At 45.6% G+C, this 19,367-nt stretch carries 12 protein-coding genes; all 12 read right to left on the reverse strand.

Annotation, left to right across the window (positions count from 1 at the left end):
• Positions 1-56: 56 nt before the first annotated feature.
• On the reverse strand, positions 57-2,873 hold the full coding sequence (locus tag BN8899_RS02155) for a M16 family metallopeptidase (RefSeq protein WP_065218128.1): 2,817 nt from the start codon (positions 2,871-2,873) through the stop codon (positions 57-59).
• A gap of 14 nt (positions 2,874-2,887) precedes the next feature.
• Complete coding sequence (locus BN8899_RS02160; protein WP_231932242.1) at positions 2,888-4,360, reverse strand: hypothetical protein; 1,473 nt, start codon at positions 4,358-4,360, stop codon at positions 2,888-2,890.
• Between the two features lie 133 nt (positions 4,361-4,493).
• Positions 4,494-5,663, reverse strand: a complete 1,170-nt coding sequence (locus BN8899_RS02165; RefSeq protein ID WP_065218129.1) for a TlpA disulfide reductase family protein — start codon at positions 5,661-5,663, stop codon at positions 4,494-4,496.
• A gap of 1 nt (position 5,664) precedes the next feature.
• Positions 5,665-6,813, reverse strand: a complete 1,149-nt coding sequence (locus tag BN8899_RS02170) for a TlpA disulfide reductase family protein (RefSeq protein ID WP_065218130.1) — start codon at positions 6,811-6,813, stop codon at positions 5,665-5,667.
• A gap of 17 nt (positions 6,814-6,830) precedes the next feature.
• A complete protein-coding gene (locus tag BN8899_RS02175) occupies positions 6,831-7,904 on the reverse strand; it encodes a redoxin domain-containing protein (RefSeq protein WP_065218131.1) in 1,074 nt (357 codons plus the stop codon).
• Positions 7,905-8,007: 103 nt separating this feature from the next.
• A complete protein-coding gene (locus tag BN8899_RS02180) occupies positions 8,008-9,018 on the reverse strand; it encodes a hypothetical protein (RefSeq protein WP_065218132.1) in 1,011 nt (336 codons plus the stop codon).
• Positions 9,019-9,051: 33 nt separating this feature from the next.
• Positions 9,052-10,647, reverse strand: a complete 1,596-nt coding sequence (locus BN8899_RS02185; RefSeq protein ID WP_065218133.1) for a RagB/SusD family nutrient uptake outer membrane protein — start codon at positions 10,645-10,647, stop codon at positions 9,052-9,054.
• Between the two features lie 10 nt (positions 10,648-10,657).
• On the reverse strand, positions 10,658-14,350 hold the full coding sequence (locus BN8899_RS02190; protein WP_187376727.1) for a SusC/RagA family TonB-linked outer membrane protein: 3,693 nt from the start codon (positions 14,348-14,350) through the stop codon (positions 10,658-10,660).
• Between the two features lie 167 nt (positions 14,351-14,517).
• On the reverse strand, positions 14,518-15,654 hold the full coding sequence (locus BN8899_RS02195; protein ID WP_065218135.1) for a FecR family protein: 1,137 nt from the start codon (positions 15,652-15,654) through the stop codon (positions 14,518-14,520).
• Positions 15,655-15,713: 59 nt separating this feature from the next.
• The gene (locus tag BN8899_RS02200; RefSeq protein WP_065218136.1) at positions 15,714-16,289 is read right to left on the reverse strand and encodes an RNA polymerase sigma factor; all 576 of its coding nucleotides are present in this window, start codon (positions 16,287-16,289) and stop codon (positions 15,714-15,716) included.
• A 218-nt stretch (positions 16,290-16,507) separates the two neighbouring features.
• The gene (locus BN8899_RS02205) at positions 16,508-17,995 is read right to left on the reverse strand and encodes a DUF4998 domain-containing protein (protein ID WP_065218137.1); all 1,488 of its coding nucleotides are present in this window, start codon (positions 17,993-17,995) and stop codon (positions 16,508-16,510) included.
• A gap of 9 nt (positions 17,996-18,004) precedes the next feature.
• The gene (locus tag BN8899_RS02210) at positions 18,005-19,351 is read right to left on the reverse strand and encodes a DUF4959 domain-containing protein (protein ID WP_018338521.1); all 1,347 of its coding nucleotides are present in this window, start codon (positions 19,349-19,351) and stop codon (positions 18,005-18,007) included.
• Positions 19,352-19,367: the final 16 nt, after the last annotated feature.

A 19,367-nucleotide genomic window follows, 5' to 3' on the forward strand; every position in this document is an offset into this window, starting at 1 on the left:
GAGAGGCAATTCTCTCAAATCATCCCTCTCACCATTTATGGAAGATACAATCCTACCTACTTTTCCTTTGGTACAAACATTAAATCCACGACATTAGCATTCGTGAGTAATTTCTTCGCGAATTTCTGGATATCTTTCGGTGTAATCTTATCGACCACCTTATCGAAATCTTTCGCGGCTGTAATGTCACGTCCGTCAATATAATAAGCACGAATTGCATTCATCCAATAACCATTATTCGGTTTTGCCTGCTCGCGGTTTTTCTTCATCGTGGTAACCACGTTCTTCACCTCCTCCATGGTGGGAGCCTCTTTAGTCATGAGTTCCAACTCGGCAAAAATCAATGACTTCAAGTGTGCTGCCTTTGCCGGGTCACAATCAAATGCTATGTTAAGCCCGCAATTAGCGTACGGTATTTTGGAAGCTCCGCTTTGCACGGATACCCCGTATGTACCGCCTTCTTTCTCGCGGATACTTACCAAATATCTATTGCTAAGGATACTCTTCAATATATTCAAGCAAAGTCCATCATGAGTCGACAATTTCATTCCTTTATTAATATGCGCCACCACGGTTGCTTTCGGTTCTTGCATGGCAAGTTCAATCACTTTCTCCACGTGCCCTTGTGGTCCGCGCACCCCGTGGTCGACCCAATTTTCCTTGCGGTTGTAGGATTTCACGGAACCCAAGTATTTTTCCACGAGCGGTTTCACGGTATCCGCATCGATATTACCCACGATAAAGAAAGTAAAGTCGCTGATATCCTTAATACGGTCGCGATAAACAGCCTCTATATCCTCGAAATTCACTTTATCCAGGAACTTCAAACTATACGGCATCACGCGCAGGTGGTAATTATTCAGGTTCAACTGGATGGAGTCCATCATCGCATTTTTCGGGTTATTGTCGATATTGGCAATCGTAGCACGTTCACGCTCCATAGCCACATCGTAAGCAGCTTTGTCAAAACGAGGTTTCTCGAACCTCATGTAGATCAACTGCATCAAAGTTTCGAAATGCTCGGGAGAAGTGGAGCCGTTTACCGATTCGGAAAACTCACCGATAGTTGCCGTTGCCGAGGTACGTTTGCCGCTCAATATCTTAGCCAAAGTATTGGCATCGTGATCCCCCAACCCGAAATATTTCATGAACGAATTCACCATTTTAGCCGAAGGCAATTTATCCAAATCGTACAGAGAAGTTCCTCCCTTACTATAAGAAGTCACGCTGACCTCGTCTTTCTGGTAATCGACTTTGCGGAAAACAACTTTCGCACCGTTTTCCAACGTCCATTCTTCCGCATCGAATTGCTGCAACTTTTTCGTCTTCACGATTTTACCACCTTCCAATTTCTCGTCCAGCAAAGGCTTATCCACCACCTCGTCCATATAAGGATCTATCTTCGAGTTGTTTACTTTCTCGATCACGGCGATAGCTTCCTCCCGGGTGATGTGTTTCGCATTCTCTGGTCCTTGCACGGCAATTACCATGTTCTTCGACGTGATACATTTTTTTGCCATCTCTATAAAATCTTCCTCCGTTATCGTTTCGAGCATCGTTTTAACGAAATTATACTGGTAATCGACATCCAACAGCGGCTCACCTGTCAAGAAATGCTGTTGCATTCCCTGAATATAATAGTTAGCAGGAGCTTTATCTTTTTGATTATAGAAGAAGTCGAACATCATCCTTGCGTTCCGTTTTCCCCTTTCCAGCTCGGTCGGAGTAAAACCAAATCTTCGCACCCGTTCACTCTCGCGCCAAAGAGCTTCCAACGCTTTTACCTCTTCATTCGGCTTAGGGGTAACTTCCAAAATGAAAGCCTCCACGCTCCTCGTAAGGCGTGCGCTCACTACGATATGACCTTCGACAAAATCGGCAGTACCCGCTTGGATTGATTCCTTAATACGTTGCTCCAACATCATGTTATAAAGCGACGTCACGACAAAATCCTTCAGGTACTGGTGAGTATTTTTTTGCTCTCTCGTCGTGGCTGGTCTTTTTATAACAACGGTCACACTAGACTTTGTCAACTCGTTGTCTGTCGCACACACGAATTTCACGTCATCGTGAGGCTCCACCGAGTATTCTTTCCTCGGCACAGGATTCTCCGCTGCCGGAATTCGGGAAAACAAATCTTTCACCTTTTGTTCCATTTGGTCCACGTCGAAATCCCCGACAACGGCTATCGCCTGCAAATCTGGACGATACCACTTGTGATAGTAATCGCGTAGGGTTTGGTACTCGAAGTTTTTGATCACATTCAAATCGCCGATCACATCCCTTTTAGCATACTTGGAACCGTTCAACAACACTGGCATGACTTTCGCTCGCGTACGGAAATCCGAATTCCTACGCGTTCTCCACTCCTCGGCGATGATCCCTCTCTCGCCATCAATCTCCTCGTCAACCAACATCAAATAGTGCGACCAATCGTGCAACACAAGCAAACAAGTATCCAATAAACCGGAATCCTTGGTCGGCACATCATTAATCAAATAGACGGTTTCATCTTGAGCTGTGTAAGCGTTCACGTTGCGACCGAACTGCACCCCGCGTTTCTCGAGCATATTGGTAATCCCTTTTCGTCCGGGAAAGTGTTTCGTCCCGTTGAACGCCATGTGCTCCAGAAAGTGAGCTAAACCGTTTTGGTCATCCTCTTCGAGAATGGCTCCCACGTTTTGTATAATATAGAAATTGGCTCTCTCCCGGGGTTCTTTATGATAACGGATATAATAGGTCAAACCGTTAGCCAATTTTCCCACCCTCGTGTTCGGGTCCAGGGGAAGCGGAGCGTTCATGTCATACTGTGCAAACAAGCAGGGACAGAACATACTTAATAACATCCATACAATGAAAAATCTTTTTACCATACGAATCCTTTTAATTATTTATCTATGTCAAGTATCACTTGATACGTTTCATTTGGTTCAAAATCACAATTATAAACTAACAAGAAATTCTCGTCCAACGCCACTTTCCAATCCTGTCCCACCGCCAGACGGGGATTCTTCAACCGTTCCGGGAAGAAATAGCTGAACGGCAAATCCAGCACGTGTTCCGCTTTCCAGTTATCCCCTTTCATCCGTTGTAAGTTGAAATTCTCGCCGGTTTTGATCGTGACCACGCACTTCTTTCCTTTCACCTTAGAAGTTACCGCGAAGTCATTCTCTTCCGGAATGTCCTGCAAACGCACATTCCATTTGGGATCCCCATAATAAGCCAACACGTCGCGATCATGCCAGAACCCCGTTTCGTCGAGGGAAGGCTTGCGTCCCAAAACTTCTTGCAAGCGTTTTTCAGCCTCTTGGATTTCCCTGTATTTTGCCTCGAAAGGATAATTTTCACAGTACAAGGAGGGATACCACTCGTATTGCTGGTGCAAGAAATCCTGCTGGTTGATAAACACGGCTTCTGCCAGCGTGTATTCCCCGGCGTAAGTCAGCCAATATTTCAAGGCTCCCCAACCGGCACGCCCATGCCACGTGGTCACCACGTAACCGATCATCGTGGCGGCATTGGCGCTGTTCATCCAAACGATCGCCATACTTTCCCGCGTGTTGTTCACATTACCGATCAGACAGTTGCCCACAGCGCAATATACCCTTCGTTTGCCACTTTCTTTCAATTCCCAGGGTGCGGCATTATCGGAAGAAGAGTTGGCGATGAGTTTACCATCCCGGCAAGTAAATCTTCCCTCGTAAAAAGGCATCACCAGATTTCCCTCCGTGGCGTGAAAAGCAGTGACCACCAGATCGGGATCATACTTCGCATACAAATCTGAAAACGTGTGAATGGCACTGACCTCAACCGAACCCTCGACCACCGGTGCCTCTTTGCCGTCTTTCTCCCCGCAAACACGCCGCTTGTGGTCGTCGACCCAACCGTAATGGTCGAACCATTTGGCACTTTTCAATTCCGTGATAGAGGAAACAGCATCCCGGATCACCAGCGGTTCCGTGCTGTTATTCACCATTTTCAAGGCCCCGGCGGCATCATATCCCGTGATGATACCCCACAGGAAATCCTCGTAAATATCCTCATCCATATCCCGGCTCATCCGGTGGAACTCCATGACAAACTCCCTCCCCAATTGTTCCGGTTTCTCCACGACCGCCACGTAACGGGGATACAACGACTTCAATTCCGCTTGCTTTTCCACGGGGCTCTTCTCGTAAAACAAAACTTCCGCCCCATGCTTTTTCTGCAAAACATCCACCACGTTCATCCATTCCGCATCATTCTTCACCAGCGAAGAAGCCAGAATCACGTAATCCCGCTTCTCTTTTTGCCGTGCGAATGATGGCAATACAGCCCACACACAGAACAGAAACATCAATAAACTTTTAATTCCTTTCATTTTTTTACAATTAATCCTATTCATCGTCCCTAAAGTTTATAAGATTCATAAAATCTATAAAATCAAACATATAACATAAATCACTTTTTCATCAACTTTATAAACCTTACAAACCTCACAAACTCCATGGACTTTATTTCAACAACTCCTCCAACTGCAACTCCAAAGCCCCGCTATTATCACTATAAAATACAATACCACCCTCGGCATCCACGATCAAATACGTCGGGATAAATCTAATCCGGTACAATTCAGCCCGCCTTTTAGAGGAAAGATCCTCGCCACAACGGAATTCCGCCCAAGGCAAATTCTCTTCCGCCATAGCCCGTTTCCACGCCTCTTCTTTTTGGTCGGTCGACAAACTGATAAATTTTACCCGATCACCGTACTTCCCGTACATTTTTCTCAAATGAGGAAAACTTGCTCGGCAGGGACCGCAATGCGATGCCCAAAAATCGATTACCGTGTAGCCCCCTTTTTTCAGTTGAGCGAGCAAAGCAACCGTATCCCCCTCGGGAATAAGCACGCTTGCCTCCTCCAGTTTTTTGCCTCGACAATACACCTTGGCACGCTCCAGATATTGACGGAAATCACGTAAAACTTTCGCCGTATCCCGAGAAGAAGCAAACACTTTTCCCAATTCGTCCAAATAAGCCTGGCCATACATAAACGGGTCTTTCTTCAAAAACTCTGCAACAAATAGAGAAACAACCAGATTCTGCTGCTTTTTCACCAACTCCCAAGATATATTTTCCAACTCCTTTTTGGCAGCCGCCCACTTCCGGTAGATGTCGACATCCTTCGTCATCCGGAAATTCTCGCTCAATTTATCCAAAGCATACCTCAAACCGATCGTTTGCTGCTGATACGCATAAAATATATCCTGGGCGGCAGATCCCGTTACTTTATAATGTTTCTCCATCCGGAGATCGTGAATCAAATAATTCGAGGGGGTCGGCAAACTATCGATATGGGGAGTAGTGAAAACCAATTCTCCACGCTCTACAAAAAAATGGATTTCCCGGTGATGCACCATCCGTGCTCCCGCTTTTTTCGCCACTCCCCGGTCGTCCAACACCAAACTGTAACATGCCGTTTGGTCACACCTTCCCCGCAACTCGAATTTACCGTCCATCACGTATCCCGTGATTTTTTGTTGCAAATCAGACAAAGGCGCCAACATCACTCTCGTGCTATCCAAAGCACCGGGCACCGTACCACGCAGCACAAACTCCTCCGCGGGTTTTGAACAACCGAACAAAGCGGCTATCACCAATAAACTTAAACTATTTCTTATTTTCATCTCACAGTTCTTTTAAATTTTTCAAAAACAACTCGATCTCCCCAGCTCGGGAAGCTCGGAAAACAATTTTACCCTCCGGCGAGATCACGAGTAACGTGGGAATAGAACTTATCCGGTACAAATCCTTCGCCCCCTCCATGAAATCGCCTTCATCCCGCAATTGCAGCCACGGCATATTTTCCTCCTTCATGGCTTTTTGCCAAGCCTTCTCCTGTTCCCAAACCGCCACACTCACAAATTTTACCTGTTCGCCATAACGTTTGTACATCTCTTTCACTGCTGGCAATGTCTTGCGGCAGGGACCGCACCACGAAGCCCAAAAGTCGATAAACGTGTACCCCTTCTTGTTCATCTGTTCCAGCAACCGCACGTTCTTCCCTTCAGGTGTTACCAGCTCGGCATCTTCCAACTTTTTACCCGTCACGTACTTCTTTTCCTCCCGCAAACTCTCTCGGTATTCCCGCAATGCCCGACAAGTATCTTGATAAGAAGCGAATAATCGCTCCATCACCTCCACGTCTGCCTCCTCGTAAGTAAAAGGCACCCGCTTCAATTGTTGAGCCACGTGCAAATTAATTATCAGATTACGTTGGCCGCGAATAAAAACTTGGGTCAATTGCCGCAACTCGTCCCGTTTCCGGCGCAGTTGCCTGTAATCTTCCGGGTCTTGGGACTCCCCGCTTTTCTTTTCCAACTGCTCTATCGCGTAACGGCAATCCAGCGTTTGCAGTTGATAACTATGATAGGCATCCTGCAAGGGGCTTCCTTTCAACATGTAGTTTTTCTCTTTCCGGAGGTCATACAAGTGATACCCTTCCGACAAACTGTCGATATGCGGAGTCGTGAACTCCAGATTCCCGTTCTCGATGAAAAAACGGACATCCCGGTAACGCGTTTTCCCCGTGTGTAACAGCTTGTCATCCACCCGCAACAAACACACGGTAGGGGTGTCCACGACTCCCCGTATCTCGAATTTCCCATTCATCACGAGCCTTTGTGGGTTCTCTCTCGCGTTTTTCAACAACAACGTGACCCGAGTGCTGTCTTTAGCACCCGGCAGGGTTCCCCGCAAGACGAAATGGTCCTGGGGTCCCCGGGATGCAGTACAAGCCCAAAGGCTTAACAAGCACACTACGATAAAATATCTCATATATCCGAGATCACCATTTATTTGAATACACGCTCCATACAAGTCCGGAAACTCCGGTAAGGCACGTTGATATAAAGTATCCTATCGTTCTCATCCAACACGTACAAATGGCTCACCTTGTGACTCTTTCCCCCGTATAACTCCAATACAGCCGATTTGCCATCTTTCCAATCAAATCCTTCTTTCCACGGAAGCTTATCCTCTGTTACCAACTGTTTCCACGCCTCGCGATTTTCTTCCCACGAAATACTGATAATCTCCAAGCCCTTTTCTTTGTATTCGTTATAAACAGTTTCAATGTATTTATTCGCCTCGCGATATACCGGAATGGAAGCTTTACAGAACATTAAAACTTTTACCTTCGCTTTCACGTCCGACATCTTGAATGTTTTCCCGTCAACATCGGTCAACTCGAAATCCGGGGCAACATTCCCAACCAGCGTTCTCTCCTTAGCGGCAATCGCTTCCCCTGCCACTCTGCCGTACAACGTGTTTTTCCCCTTTTCCGAGAGCATGGCAAATCTCTTCTTCGAAAATTCCAACGTATACAGACGGACATTCCTGGACACCATCCAAGCGGACACGGCTGCGTCCGGGTTAGCCTGGATCAGTTTATCTTCCTCCGCTTGTTGCAATTTCGTCAACCCGTTCATTTCCTTGCGAATAGAATCATATTCAGACTGACTCTTTGCGTTTTGCATCACCGCCAGGTAGTTTCTGTTTCTCAACATAAAATCTTCATCCACGGACTGGAACTCCTTCCACACGGCTTGCTCCTTTCCTCCTTCCACGGTATAAAACTTCTCGTCAGAGGAATCTATCGTCACCTTAAAATCCGTATTTTCCAAAAACAACGGGAAACCTTTCATGATACTTTCCACCATGACGGTTGCCATGACCGTTTCATCCACTTTCCCGGTCAATTCAAACCGTCCCTCTTGTATTTCTGTGACCAACGTGTCCTTGTCCACGATAAGATAAACTTTCCCCGTGGTTCCATTCATGACATTCCCCGTGATTTTATACCCATTTTGCGCGTAACACCATCCACACGCAAGAGAAACAATAAATGACAATACAATTTTCTTCATACCCGTGATTTTTTAACAACACAACATTTATACAAGGAGGGGTGTTTTGCCACACCCTCCTGCATCATTATTAATACAAATAAAAGACTATTCCAAAAATAAATTACTCTACCGAATAAAGCGCCTCAAAAGCCTCTACATACTTTTTCATCCCCTCGTATTTACGATGCACCTTATCAAAGTCGTAATACGGATTAGCGTAAAACTCCGTATCACGGTTGCGATAGACATATACAAGCGCAACATACTCCAGCAAGTCTTGCTCTTGACTCGGAAAGACTCGAATCTCCTCCAAATCGACCTTATAGCCGAACAATCCCCCGGTAGGTCTCAAGTCCCTTGTATACCCGGCAGTACCGGAAGGCCACCAGTCTTCATACGTTTCCCTTTTCAAGCCTGTCGTCGTGATATTATACCATTCCGCCTTCAACAAATCCTTATTGACACCGCCGCCCAGTATCCACTCCACCACTTTAGCCGCAAGAACTCTCCCCGCCCACATAGCAACCCCCTCATCATCATTCTCCTCGATCATCCTTTTCAACTCACCCAACTTCCCTACCACGACTCCTTTTTGTGCGGAATGAATGGCCAAAGAGTAAGGATAGTAATATTGTACATACCCACCGGTCTCAGAACTATACCGTGACAACGGTTTCAAGTCATTAATGGAGTCCACTAAATAAAACGACTTCGGACGCCCTTCACCGGCTTTAGCCAAATACGGGATGACTTTATCCCGTATGGTCTGTACCGCGTACATCATCGCTGTCGTATCGGCACTGTTCACCGCGTAACGCGTTTGAAGATCCTTAGAAGAAAGGGTATCCCCGAAAATGGAATAGCGTATATTGAATGTTTCCACTCGCATGATCGGATTGCCTTGGGCATCCGTGGCATAACACTCCTCTCCCAATGTATCATTCACGAAAATAGGCACCCGGGTGTCCGTGTACACTTTATAAATCAACTGATTCAATTCTCCCGGTTTATCCTGAATCACAAACCAGTCACGATCCACGTGAGAGGGGGTCGTGATCTCCTCGTCATCCTTGTTACAAGCACTGAACGCCAGTAAACAACCCATCCCGTATAACAAATATTTTTTCAACATATTCTCTTATCTCTTAATTATACACAAACCATTTCACTCTTCGATTCCGCCTAACATGGAACGTTCTGGTCGATCCGGATTTTCAATCAACCCCTCGTTGTAGGTGATCGCACTCGAGGAATAGGGCATGATCCACCCCTCGTCCTCGCCATATTTTCCCAACTCGTAGTATCCTTCCCAAAGACCACCCGTATTATTACCCGAATAAGCATACGTGCTATGGCGTATCGGCTCATTATACGGGTATTTCGTGTTCACTGCATAGCGTTTCAAATCCGGCCAGCGGTGTCCCTCGAAGCAAAGTTCTTTACGGCGCTCGGAACGGATAAAGTCCACCAAATCCTTCTCTCCCAATGCGGAAATCTGCGGCAACATCCCCTCCGCGTAACGGGTATTCAACAAAGGCTGTAAAGTAGCCGCGGCTCCCGCCAGATCCCCCTTCATCGCCTGGGCTTCCGCCTTGTTCAGGTAAATCTCCACAGTGCGGATCAAAAAAGAGTCAAATATCTTAGGGTGAACAGAATTTGCATTTCCGTCATAGTAAGCATTTTTTACCACACCATAACGGTCAAGCGCCGTATTGTGCCCTTGGAAATAACAATCAAAGCGCAAATCCTTCACATCCTCCCCGTTATCAAATTCTCGTATCAAACTTTCCGACAGGGTGTATGTCATGCCATATCCATGCTTATTACTATGCACTGGGGCAAACATTTCCTGCACGAGGGCATTTCCCATGGTGAATACAATTTCCGGATTGTCCTCCGTGTACAAATGGTCCCGTTCCGCAACACCACCTTCCGTCTTGTAGGTTCTCAAATCCGACAAACGGTCACCGTCACACAAAAGCAACGCGGAATCACATTGCTCGATGACCTCATCGTATCTCTCCATGTACAGGAGCAAGCGACTCAGCAAAATACTGGCAGCCAGGTGGTCGGCTCGGTAAAACGTCCTTTGGTCCACCCCATCCAGGCATTCGCAAGCCTGCCGCAAATCGCTCTCGATCAATCCATATACCTCCCCGACGGTGGCTCTCGTGAATTTGGCTTCCGTCACCCACTCGAACGTCTTCAACGGGATACTCAAATCCGCCCCCTTATTTTTAGCATCATAAGCCCGACCGAAGAGATTACTGGACATCAAATAATAAGCCGCCCGCAGGAACAGTCCCTCCCCGCGAATCCTCATCCGCGTTTCAAGCGGCTCGTCCGGGAACTCATCCACGTAATTGATGATCGTGTTCACGTAAGCGATGTGCGCATACAATTTCTCGTCGGACTCTTCTGTTATCTCCATGTCACTAAATGCCAAGCGGAAAGGATCCTTTTGCCACGTGGCAGTCCTACGCAAATAATCAACGATAGAACCGCTCATGTGCCCGTCTTGCTCCGCTGCCACCAATTCCTCCGCATCATCATCCATTACAAACAACCAAGGATAATAACCGCCACGAACGTCCTTACCATTCTCATGTTTCATGTACCCGTTCCCGATCAGCACCTCGTCCAGATCCTTGCACGACGAAGCATACACCTGATCCTTAGAATATTCTTCCAAAAAATCACTACATCCTCCCCAGATCAAACCCAATACGGCGAGAGATATATAAAATAGATTGCACTTCATACTCTACATTTTAGAAAGTTACATTTAAAGTTAGCGAATAAGTCGGACGAACCGAAATATTTATTAATGATGTCGTCCCCGATTGCGAAGGATCCTGTCCTTTCAATTTCTTGCTACATAACGTGAAAAGATTCGTACCGCTGACAGACACGTATGCCGATTGCATATAAAGATACTTGCAAATCCGCTCCGGTACCACGTAGCGCAACTGCACGCTGGAGAGCTTCAAATAATTCCCCGATGCCAGGCGTACATCGGAATTATCATACATCTGCCAATAGTTCTGATTCCAATCATAAGCATTATTCTTCCACCAACCGATATTCATGTGTTCATACGTTGCACCACCGACAATACCCGGGATATTCGTGTATTTCTCGTCACCCGGCACCCGCCAGCGATTCGTCCAGTCCCGGCGCATATTCACCTCCGGGCGCGGGATAGACCCGTTATCGTTGTACATCTTGAACAACCGGATCTTGGAACCGATACTGTACGCAAAGTTGAACGCCAACACCCAATTGTTATACTCGAACGTGTTCGAGATACTTCCCTGCAAGAAAGGTTCCCGGCAACCGGAACGTCCCAGCACGTAGGTCAACCACACATCCTCCTTGTCCATATCTTTATATACCTCACTCCACTGCAACATCACGGGGTTTCCTCCCTCGTCGTACACAAGATTTCCCTTCTCGTCCTTTTTCTGGACAGGCGAACTGTCATCTACCCCGTAAAATTCAGGAGCACCCGTATCATGATTCAAACCTTTAAAGCGGTAGCTATAGAAGGTATTCACCGGACGTCCGGACACGGGAACTTCACCGTTCAAGTACTGGGAAATCGAAATATCATTATCCTGCACCTTCCGGTCTTTCGGCTTGATCTTATCCACCAACTGGTTGAACACAGACCCGAAATTCGGGTCAAACCGCCAGCGGAATCCCCGACGTTCACCCGATGCCGATAACGCCGAGCTTGCCTTATTGATCATGTTATTAATCGGGGTAAACGAGAAATTAAACTCGAATCCCTGGTTCACGAGTATTCCGGCATTCACCGTGTAACTTTTTGTCCCGTTGAAATAAGCCACCGTCTTCTCCATGAAAGCATCCGTCGTACGGCGATAATAATAACCCACGTTACCCGTCAATTTACGATTGAACAAGGCAAACTCCACGCTACCGTTAAACGTGGCGGTCTTTTCCCAGCTCAACACGGGATTTGGGAAATTGACAATCTCCGATTCGAATTCATCGAAAAAGATGTTCGTACCTCCCTTTTTGATAATCAACCGAGGCGACTCCGTGTTAGACATATTCCCCTGGTACCCGAAAGAGAGTTTCAAGGCAAACGTGTTCACCCAACTCACCCCGTAAAGCAAATTATCGTGCATATTCCAACGACCGGAAAGCGACCAGATCGGCAAAAACTTCTCGTTACTCCGGTCCCCGAACTTGTTAGACCAGTCCATACGCATGTTACCGTTCAGGATATAGGTGTTTCTCCATGACCAAGAAACGGAAGCAATCGTACTCACTTGGCGGGTCAGATTATCAATCAAAGCTCCGCGGGCTTCAGGCGAATGCGACCACTCGGTAAAATCCTCGTAAAGCTTTTGATCCCAATCGTCAAAAATCATACCCCGGTCCGGGAGGTAATTTCTTTTCGTGATCTTGAATCCCGAATACTTTGACGACCGAACCTCTCCAATCAAGGAGGCATTCAAGGACTGGTCTTCATTCAACGCTTTATTGAAAGAAAGCGTCCCGCGAAGGTTGTAACTCTCGTTCGTCGTATTCGATAACCGCAACTCGCCCCCGTTCACGAGCGTCGCCGTAGCTTTGTTCTGGTCACCAGGGACATAGTCATTGATGGCCCTTTTATAAATATTCCTTCTGGAAATGGCATAATACGAATTTTCCCCGAACCAGACATCCTCATCCGTGTGAGAAACGTTGTACGAAAAATTCACGTCGAATTTCAACGAAGGAATAAAACGATACCCTAAAGAGATCTGCAACCCGATTTGGTCCGTGTCAATATGCTTCCATGAATTTTTCATCTCGTTAATCATATTGAAATCAGAAACGTAATATCCACTGGGGTTTACATCATAGTACAGCAGTTCACCGTCCTTCGTGTATGCGGGTACGCTTCGGGAAGTGGTGTAAGCGTAATTGGCAACACTCCCTTGGTCATTGTCCGGCGTGTACTCTTTCTTTTGCAAATTCCCGTTCAAACCGAAACGGAAATCCCACTTCGCGTAATTCAGATTCAAGTTGGCCATCGCCGAGTAACGTTTGCTCACCTCCCCCCGAGTATTCCCACGGTCATCCATATATCCCACGGATGAATAATAACGCAAATTTTCCGTTCCTCCGGAAACGCTCACCGTGTGATTGTGCGAGTAGGTATCCTGCAACAATATTCCCAACCAATCCGTGTTTGCCGTTTCCATTTCGTCCACACGCTCCACGAACTCCTCGTGACTGATTTTATTGTTAAGCAGATCAGAATAAGCAGACTCGTAACCGACCCACGCCTTCAGTGTCGGAACACGCCACCCGGCTTGTATGGCTTCCCGGGAATAAGCGATACGCTCCATGGAGTTCATCACATTCACCGCCCTATCCGTGTAACGGGGACGTTGGCGGAAAGTTCCTGTCAAACTATATGAAATAGAGGGTTTTCCTACCTTACCCTTTTTCGTGGTAATCACGATCACCCCGTTGGATGCCTTCGGACCGTAAATCGCCGTGGCGGAAGCGTCCTTCAACACGTCGATCTGGTCAATATCGCTCGGGTTCAAACCAGAAATGGCATTTCCCAACAAGTTCACGTAGTCCAAGCTATTGATGTCTGCCGCATCAATATTTACCGGGTCATCCAGAATCACCCCGTCCAACACGTAAAGCGGTTGCGTGGACCCCAACAAAGTAGTCGTTCCCCGGATTTTGATCTTCGGGGTTGCACCTACCTGCCCCGAGTTTTGCATAAAAATCATCCCCGGCACCCGACCTTCCAACATCTGGTCCAACGTGGCAACTCCCGGCTGCATAATATCGTCCATTTTCAAGGAAGTAATCGCACTGGTCGACGTCCGCTTATCCTGGTTGAAATACCCAAGGGACACCACCTCTTCCAATTCTTCCAAATCTTCTTCCATGACAATATGCAGCGTATCCGTTTTCACGTTGAAAGGCACTGTCTGCTTCTTGAAACCGATAAACGAGAATTCCAAGGAACCTTCCGTTATCGGCAGATCCAAAGCGAACCACCCTTGAACGTTGGTTGTCGTTCCCAAAGCCACTCCCGTTACCTTTACCGTTACTCCCGGCATCGGCGACTTTTGAGCATCATGCACAAATCCTTTCACCCGCACAGATTTCTTCTCCGGCTCCGTTTGCCGTACTTTTATCACGATGATTTTATCCATAAAAGTGTACGTCAACTGCGAGTTTTCCAACACCCGGTCCAAAACGTTTTTCACCGTTTCATTTTTCACGTTCACGGATACCAAGCCTAATATCTCCGCTTGTTCCCGGTTGACCATAAAATTCAAGTCTGTCTGCTCCTGAATCTTATCCAACACCGTTTTTAACGTCACGTTTTCTAAATTCAGGCTAACACGTTCTTGCTGCGCAACCGTCGTCGCCGAAAGCCCAAACGAAAAAACACAAATTAAAATAAGACACAATTTCATAACACGTTCAAATTTTCGCCAACGAAATCTTCCGACTCGATGGTCTTCTCGTTTTTTTTGCATACTTTTGTTATTAAATAGTTTATAATAGCAACAGGTCCTTGTTGACGCAATACCGGTTGCGATGAATTATGATCAATCGGAAGGTGCTGCTACACCTTCCTTTCTTAATTTACAATGATTCTATTTTTTACTATATCAAATTTTATCCCGGTAGATTCCGTCACCGTGGCTAAAATCTTACGCACATCCTCGTAACGTTTCAGGAAACCCGAGAAATGTAACTCTTTTCCCCGGTCGGAAACGTAAACCACCTCCATGTCATACCAACGGGACAATTCACCCATGATGTCCTCCAACGTCTTGTCATTGAAATAGAACACTCCTTCTCGCCAAGCCGTGTATTGACGTACATCGACTTCCCGCACGCGAATCTCCCTGTCCGCCCGGTTATATTCTGCCAACTGCCCCGGTTGTACCCGTACCTCCCGGGAAGACGCCAACGACTGCATCCCGATGCTTCCTTCCACCAGCACGGTCTGCACGGTTTTCATCCCGTGGGTATTCACGTTAAACGAGGTGCCATACACCCGCACCTGGACACTATCCGCCACCACGTAAAATGGAATCTCTTCATTCTTGGCAACCTCGAACCACGCTTCCCCTTTCAAATAAACCCTCCGTTCATCTCCCGCAAAAGCCAAAGGATATCTCAACTCGCTATCGGCATTCAAGTGCACGACGGAGCCATCGGACAACTCTACCCGGAACTCACCTCCCCGGGGCACAAACAAGGTGTTGTACAAATCTTCCCGCTTACCAGAGGTTTCCGCTTCTTCCGGCGTGTAAGCGATCACGCCTCCTTTCACTTCAATCGCCTTATCCTTCTCCTGCAACCGCATGGTGTCCTTTCCGCCCAAAGCCACACGCTCTCCCCCGCTCAATTGCAGGATCACCTGTTGATTTCCACGAACCCCGTAAACAATAAGTGTTTGCTCTGCCACCTGTCGTGATTCCCCCAAAAACAACCACACACCACACATCACGAGCAACAAGCTACACGCCACGGCACATACCCGTCCAATCACACGCCTCCGCTTTTTCGCCAGAACCTGGCGGAAAGCCTTATTCCCGTCGTACTTGCCACGCCTCCGAATCTCCTCCTCGAACACACGGGGAGTAGTCAACTCCCGAACAATCCTATCTTCATTTTCTCGCTCTTGCCCCTCGTCCTCCCTTGAAAGCCGATTCGCCATATTCACCACCGTCCGCCGGGCAAGATCATCTATGTCTTTCCAATCCATGGTTTAGATTTTAAATTCACATATAAACGCAAAAATTGAAAAAACGGGTGACAAGATTTTCAAGAAAATTGATTTTTAGGAAAAATCATCGTCAACAAGAAATGTAACTTATTGGCATCAAAATGTTCTCGGATATACTGGTAAGCCCGTTTTTTTTGAGTTTTCACCGAATTTTCACTCACGGAAAGCATCGAGGCAATATCTTGCACTTTATGTCCTTGCAAAGTAAATAATAAAATATCCCGTTGCTGCCCCGGCAACTGATTGAGTATTTCGTAAAAATAAGTAATCACTTCCTCGCGCAAAGCCAAAGCCTGGGCCGCTTCCTCCTCATCCTCAAGTAACCGACTTCCATCTTGCAAACGTTCCAAAGATACCCGTTCCCTCAAAACACTCACGGCTGCATGGTAGACACTCTTGTAAAGCCAAGCGGACAACGCTTTCATGTCAGAAAAAGTCACGCCAGTATTCCACACCTTAATCAAACACTCCTGAACAATATCTTCTGCAATTCCACTATCGTTCAATAATTTTTCGACATAACCGCATAATGAAGTATAGTAATGATCGTAGAGCTTTTTCAAAGCTCTATCATTTTTCTTATTGACCCCCTCAATAAACTCCAATGCATTCATATGCCCACGAACTATTTACACTTGAAATTCGAAACAAAGATAATTTGTTTTCAATAAATACCTATCAGGACGAAATAACTTTGCACAAGTTATCGAAGAAAAATGTGATATTTGTCACAAATAATGGACATAACATGTAATTTCATAAAATAACCAGTCCCGGGAGGAAATTTCCCGGGACCAATTATACTCGTTTATTTACTATTCTCCAATCTCAACTAAAACACCCGTATTTTACCCAGGGATACGGTATGATAATTACCCAAATACACCTGGTCTCTAACAACAAATTTCAAATAACGGCCGTGCAAGGGAGTTGGAAATGTTATGAGCGTACTTTCCCCAACCGTATTTCCCAAAGTATTCTCGATTACATGAGTCGCATCTTTCCAAGTTTCACCATTTTCAGACACTTTAATCTGAATCATCTTGGCTATACATTTCCTGTATGCCGAAACGACAGACGATTTTTGGGTAACCAACACACCATTCATAAATTGATCCTTTTGCATATCCACAACCATCTCGTAAGTATAAGCATTGGAATGTCGTGCCGGTTGCCATCCACTTGTGGAATTTTCATTAAATATAACCTCAAATCCCAACCCGTATTCTTCATTCGAACAAGAATATCTCCAATTTTCACTACTGAAGAAAGACAAGTCGCCAGGGAGCGTTGGATTAGGCATATCTTCCACAAAAGAAAATTCTCCCGCCGGGAAATAATGATCGTTATAATGCTTCACGTTCAAGTTATTTATCTTACAAGCAACATCTAAAGCGAACGCACTGATATCCCAATCAGTAACTTTACTTGCATCTTTATTCTCGCTCAAATCCTTTTCAGCCAAATAACGATTTTTGCCCAAAAACAATGTTCTCAAATTCGGGAAATTCAAGATATCCTCAAACGAATCTATATCATAATCAATTTCCAATTCCGTTTGGGCATTCACGAACGCTTCCGTGATTTCCGACTGTCCGTATTTTTCCCGCAATACTTTTTTAAATTCGGGTGTATAAACGTGATAATCACGTGCCAATTCGTAAGGATTAAAAACGATCAAATCCGAACATCCGCTTAATCTCCCGCTACGGTCTATCGTCACTTTCGTCCCCGGATCTATCTCATCCGGAACCAAATAGTATTTATTATCAGTAACAAATACGCTATCTAATTCCACGACCTTACGTGCTCCTCCCGAGTAATAATTCAAACTGGCGGTTTCAACATCACTCTGCCATTCACTAAAAACAATTGCCAAACGATTCTTCACGTAGAAATACTTATTAAACATGCGCGTGAAAGAAAGTATGCTCTCGTGCTCAAGCGTATAAGGACGTTTAGAATCCAAAACAGGCAACGAACAATTCCCGTCCTTATCCACGCTACGCACGGCAACCTCATACGTCGCATTCTCCAAATTCCGTATATTACACTCCGTGGATCCTTTTTCCAACAAGGAATCTCTCGTGACCCCCTCCAAAGTCCAACTCACCTTGATTTTATCTATTGCCGGATCAACATGGTTCGTCCACGTTACAATCAATCGTTGCCAACCGGGGGTAACAGACAAGTTGTCACATTTTCCCAAGTAACGAATCGTCCCTTCTCCGGCATAGTCTTTATACGTATCTTCCAAACTTTCACATCCCCCCAAAATGAACAGGGAAGCAAAAAAACATAAATATCTTTTCAATTTCATAACACGACCTTATTTTGCTGTATAAATTTCCAATTCATGAATAGTCACATGTTTGTTATAATTCGAACCTGCCATGGGATTTTCATACCCTCTCGGGTTAAAAAACACTTCGTTCACCACGAATTTCAAGTAACGGTATTTATTCCCGGTAGCCGGACAACTCAATCTCATGTAGCACGGTTCTGCAAAAGAAAGGGCATCCCAACTTAGTATTTCATACTGAGCATCCCCATCATTGCAACGTTTACACCATCTCTTTTCATTATCAACCTTCCGGTCTTGCTCAAAATTCACTATTTCTTCCCACGAAGCATCATCATTCATATCGTTAGAACCATACACGGTTACACTACTTGGCAATTTAGATGCATAACAACTCGTCCATATTTCCCCGTATTTTGGCGTGTCATAGTAATCATTAGGCCCAAAAGGGAAAGAATATCTCACGAACAACATGGCATAAAGCCTAAATTCAGCGGGAAGCTTCTGTTCCTTCATATCAATAATAAATAATGGCTTGCCAAGGCAATTCGCTTTAGATAAATAAGTACAGAAATTATCAAACCCGTCCCAACCGAAGCACGCTTCCCCTTTCAAATCACCATCAAACAAATACGATTTACCTAACTTGTACTCGGGATCTTCATAAGAAAGATTCTTAGGATCATGAAAATCGAAATCAGCAGGATCCAATTTTTCTATTTTCAAAGGTTCGACATTCGACCAAATTTTCTCTTTCACCATATATCCCCGAAAATCTTCCGTACGCACGACCACATCATAAGAAGGACGAACTTGCTGTGGAGTTATTTGTAAAGAACCTTCCCCTTTAGCCAAAACAAAACTATTGATCAACAACGTATCCGGTTGCTTACTCAGGGGATCTTCCCCGACATAAAACACGTGCGCCATCCCTTTTGACTCCTCTGTAATATTATAGTCAAGGCGAATACTCCCCCAAACAGGATAAACTTCCAAATGATCAAAAAACGATACGGGTCCGGAATCTCTCGTGTCAAAGGTCACTTCCACGGGTTCCGACTCTAAATCGTCATTATTACAAAGTGTAACTTGGGCAGGCACGCCCTTTTGCGCTTCATTAAAACCCAATAAAACCAAAGAATCGCAAGCATAACTCCCGGAGCAAATCATCGACTTGCCGAAAGCATCTTTGTAACGCACGCGAATATAAAGGATATCCCCGTCGGAAGGTAACTTGTAATGCATAACAGATCCCCCCGGGATAGGAGTAAAAGACAAATTTTCAGCCGGCATCGAGATTTCAAAATAAGAGTCATCATCTTGACAACCGTAAAACGCCCAAAGAGCCAACAATATATATATTAACTTTTTCATATTTCTTTATTTTTAC

The organism is Butyricimonas sp. Marseille-P2440 (assembly GCF_900091675.1).
Classification (GTDB): domain Bacteria; phylum Bacteroidota; class Bacteroidia; order Bacteroidales; family Marinifilaceae; genus Butyricimonas; species Butyricimonas synergistica.

Excerpts from the sequence above, each read along its gene's own strand:
- BN8899_RS02155 (WP_065218128.1), bottom strand. The coding sequence starts at position 2,873 with ATGGTAAAAAGATTTTTCATTGTATGGATGTTATTAAGTATGTTCTGT.
- BN8899_RS02160 (WP_231932242.1), bottom strand. The coding sequence starts at position 4,360 with ATGAAAGGAATTAAAAGTTTATTGATGTTTCTGTTCTGTGTGTGGGCT.
- BN8899_RS02165 (WP_065218129.1), bottom strand. The coding sequence starts at position 5,663 with ATGAAAATAAGAAATAGTTTAAGTTTATTGGTGATAGCCGCTTTGTTC.
- BN8899_RS02170 (WP_065218130.1), bottom strand. The coding sequence starts at position 6,813 with ATGAGATATTTTATCGTAGTGTGCTTGTTAAGCCTTTGGGCTTGTACT.
- BN8899_RS02175 (WP_065218131.1), bottom strand. The coding sequence starts at position 7,904 with ATGAAGAAAATTGTATTGTCATTTATTGTTTCTCTTGCGTGTGGATGG.
- BN8899_RS02180 (WP_065218132.1), bottom strand. The coding sequence starts at position 9,018 with ATGTTGAAAAAATATTTGTTATACGGGATGGGTTGTTTACTGGCGTTC.
- BN8899_RS02185 (WP_065218133.1), bottom strand. The coding sequence starts at position 10,647 with ATGAAGTGCAATCTATTTTATATATCTCTCGCCGTATTGGGTTTGATC.
- BN8899_RS02190 (WP_187376727.1), bottom strand. The coding sequence starts at position 14,350 with ATGAAATTGTGTCTTATTTTAATTTGTGTTTTTTCGTTTGGGCTTTCG.
- BN8899_RS02195 (WP_065218135.1), bottom strand. The coding sequence starts at position 15,654 with ATGGATTGGAAAGACATAGATGATCTTGCCCGGCGGACGGTGGTGAAT.
- BN8899_RS02200 (WP_065218136.1), bottom strand. The coding sequence starts at position 16,289 with ATGAATGCATTGGAGTTTATTGAGGGGGTCAATAAGAAAAATGATAGA.
- BN8899_RS02205 (WP_065218137.1), bottom strand. The coding sequence starts at position 17,995 with ATGAAATTGAAAAGATATTTATGTTTTTTTGCTTCCCTGTTCATTTTG.
- BN8899_RS02210 (WP_018338521.1), bottom strand. The coding sequence starts at position 19,351 with ATGAAAAAGTTAATATATATATTGTTGGCTCTTTGGGCGTTTTACGGT.